This window comes from Lentzea sp. (assembly GCF_036380075.1).
Classification (GTDB): Bacteria; Actinomycetota; Actinomycetes; order Mycobacteriales; family Pseudonocardiaceae; genus Lentzea.
Window position 1 is genome coordinate 1 of record NZ_DASVFL010000003.1, and the last position, 2,902, is coordinate 2,902.

A 2,902-nucleotide genomic window follows, 5' to 3' on the forward strand; every position below is an offset into this window, starting at 1 on the left:
CGGTCTGGCCGTGGCGTCTGGTCAGGTGGACGGCGAGCTGGCCGCCCTGGCGACCGCGTACGTGCTGCTGATGGCGATCCTCGGGCCCATCGCGGCCAAGTACGTTGAGCCAATCGGTGAATTCTTTCAACGGAGAAGGCAAACGGCCTGAAACAACCGCCTCCTCGTGACGACTCTTTAGTGAGAGCAAGACGGAGAGTAGGGGCGAACAGTCATGACCGAACCCGCGGAAGTGGAGACCACAGGCCGTTTCCTGGTGCTGCTGCAGGAAGACGCGATCGAGGAGGGGGTGGCCGAGCTCGGCGCTATCGCCGGGTTCGACCCGAACAGCGGTGATCTGGACGTGGAGACCGTGCAGGTCTTCCCCGAGCTCGGTGTCGCGGTGGTGTCCGCCGACCCGAACCTGCTGGCCGAGCTGAACGGCGCCGCCGAGCGGCCGGGACCGGTGCAGATCGTCGAACCGGAACGCGTCGTGCACGTGTTCGCGGCGCCGGCGGAGGAGGACGTCGAGCCGGCGGCCGACGAGTCGGTGCTGACCTGGGGCCTGCAGGCGGTGGGCGCGGACGTCAGCACGGCCACCGGCAAGGGCGTGAAGGTCGCCGTGCTGGACACCGGCTGGGAGCAGAACCACCCGGACTTCGCGGGCCGCACGATCACCACGAAGTCGTTCATCACCGGCGAGGACGTGCAGGACGGCCACGGCCACGGCACGCACTGCATCGGCACGTCCTGCGGCCCGCGCAAGCCGTCGACGCTGCCCGGCTACGGCATCGCGCACGAGGCGGAGATCTTCGCGGGCAAGGTCCTGTCGAACGCGGGCTCGGGCGCCGACGGTGGCATCCTGGCGGGCATCGACTGGGCCATCTCGAACGGCTGCGCGGTGATCTCGATGTCGCTGGGCGCCGACGTCCCGGCGAACACGCCGTACTCGCAGATCTACGAGACGGTCGCCCAGCGCGCGCTGGCCAAGGGCACGCTGATCATCGCCGCGGCGGGCAACGCGTCCACCCGACCGGGCAAGGTGGCGCCGGTGGGCCACCCGGCCCGCTGCCCGAGCATCATCGCGGTGGCGGCGATCGACGTGAACCGCGCCATCGCGTCGTTCTCGTCGGGCACGGTGGACAAGATCGGCCAGGTCGACGTGGCGGCACCCGGCGTGGACGTCTACTCGTCGTTCAAGCTGCCGGAGAAGTACAAGCGCCTGCGCGGCACGTCGATGGCCACCCCGCACGTGTCCGGCGTGGCGGCCCTGATCGCCGAGAGGACGGGCGCCAGGGGCTACGAGCTGTGGTCCCGCCTGGCCTCGACGGCGCTGAGGCTCCCGCTGCCGTCCACCGACATCGGCGGTGGGCTAGTCCAGGCGCCATGACACCCGCGGTGGACCAGGTGATGGTCTCCGTGACCGAAGGCAGCCTCCCGAAGGTCCTCGACGACCTGAGGGAGGCCGGCCTGGTCGTCGACACGGTCCTGGAGGCCCTGGGAGTCATCACCGGAACGGCGGAGGTCAGAGCGATCCCGGCCCTGAAGGCCGTCCCCGGCGTGCTCGACGTCGAACGGCAGTGGCGCGTGCAGCTCCCGCCGTACTGACTAGGCTCTGCGTCGACCCCATTCACGTCTGATCGAACACGTGTTCTAGACTGTGCGCGGGGTCACGTCGTTGCGCAGAGAGGAAACCTGATCGTGTCGGACACGCTCACCGAGGTGCAGGCAGTCGAGGAGACCGCAGTGGAGGAGACTCCGGCGGCGGCCCCCGAGGCACCGAAGGCCGAGGCTCCCAAGCCGGTCGAGAAGCCGCAGCCGACCGAGGCGCCGAAGCTGACGGAAGCGCCGAAGCCGGTGGAAGCGCCGAAGGCGGCAGAGGCCCCCAAGGCCGAGAAGCCGAAGGCGGGCCGCCCGAAGAGCACGGCGAAGAAGACCCGCACCGTGGAGCTCACCCTCACGGTGACGGGCACCGCCGAGGGCGAGTGGCAGGCCGACCTGGTCCACGGCACGCAGCGCGTCGTGTCGGGCCTGGTGATCCCGGCCATCGCCGTGGCCAAGGCAGCGAAGGAACTGCACGAGGACATCGCGCAGGGCATCGAGTCGGTCCTGGAAGCGGCCCGCGACCAGCACCGCACCCGCATGGAGGAGCTGGAGGCCGAGCTGGCCAGGGTGAAGGCCCAGCTGGCAGAGCTCTCCGAGTAAAACCCGGCAACACAGAAGGGGCGGCCTGCGCGGAGCGGGCCGCCCCTTCGCGTACCAGGAGCCAGGCGGCTCGCGCACCGCAGGCTGACGCAGGGGTCCCCTTGAACTCAGGCTCCCCCGTGACCCAACGTACAGACGGGGTCTGACACTCCCGCGACGGCGAAGCCGAGCAGTAGCGAAGCCGAAGGCGAGCAGTCTTGGCTTTTCCATGCCTGGCAGGTGGGATCGCGACCAACGCACGCAACAGCAAGCCGCCCAACGCAACAGGCGTGCCATCTACCTACGTGCGGCGCCGGCCCGGTCCTTGATCAGTTGGCGGGGTCCGGGGCAGAGCCCCGCGCCTGAAACAGGAACAAGACCACCCAACGCAACCACCCAACCAACTCACCGAGACGGGTCGAGCACCAGCTTCCCAGCAGTCCGACGAGCCCGAAGATCCTCATGAGCCGCCCGGATCTCCGACATCCCGTACTCCCCACCGGGAACAGCCTTCAACCGCCCGTCCACGACAAGCGCGAACAACTCGGCCATGGCCCGATGCGCCAGCGTCCCGTGCTCCGCGTCCCGGACCTTCAAAGCGTGCGGCAGCCACATACCCGCAACGGTCGTGGAGTGCACCAGCAACGCCCCGAGGTCAACCGGCTTCGGCCTTTCCCGCGAGGCCATGCCATAAAACGCAAGCCGCCCGAACGGAGCCAACGCAACCAACGACTGATCA

General features: G+C 69.1%; 4 protein-coding genes and 1 pseudogene. 4 read left to right on the forward strand and 1 reads right to left on the reverse strand.

Features of this window, described 5'->3' with window-relative positions:
• The 4 genes and pseudogenes from VF330_RS00260 to VF330_RS00275 form a co-directional block, all read left to right on the forward strand.
• Positions 1-151, forward strand: a pseudogene (locus VF330_RS00260) (cation:proton antiporter); the annotation flags it as partial.
• Between the two features lie 63 nt (positions 152-214).
• Entirely contained in the window at positions 215-1,369 is a 1,155-nt protein-coding gene (locus tag VF330_RS00265; protein WP_330849394.1) for a S8 family peptidase, read from the forward strand.
• On the forward strand, positions 1,366-1,587 hold the full coding sequence (locus VF330_RS00270) for a hypothetical protein (protein WP_330849395.1): 222 nt from the start codon (positions 1,366-1,368) through the stop codon (positions 1,585-1,587). Before VF330_RS00265 ends, VF330_RS00270 begins: the two co-directional genes overlap by 4 nt.
• A 93-nt stretch (positions 1,588-1,680) precedes the next feature.
• The gene (locus VF330_RS00275) at positions 1,681-2,184 is read left to right on the forward strand and encodes a DUF6319 family protein (RefSeq protein ID WP_330849396.1); all 504 of its coding nucleotides are present in this window, start codon (positions 1,681-1,683) and stop codon (positions 2,182-2,184) included.
• Positions 2,185-2,568: 384 nt separating this feature from the next.
• Here the strand turns inward: VF330_RS00275 and VF330_RS00280 are convergent.
• The coding region (locus VF330_RS00280) for a zinc-binding dehydrogenase (protein ID WP_330849397.1) at positions 2,569-2,902 on the reverse strand (334 nt) is incomplete at its 5' end.

Bases quoted from the DNA above. Each gene is read 5' to 3' on its own strand.
- VF330_RS00265 (WP_330849394.1), top strand. From the start codon at position 215: ATGACCGAACCCGCGGAAGTGGAGACCACAGGCCGTTTCCTGGTGCTG.
- VF330_RS00270 (WP_330849395.1), top strand. From the start codon at position 1,366: ATGACACCCGCGGTGGACCAGGTGATGGTCTCCGTGACCGAAGGCAGC.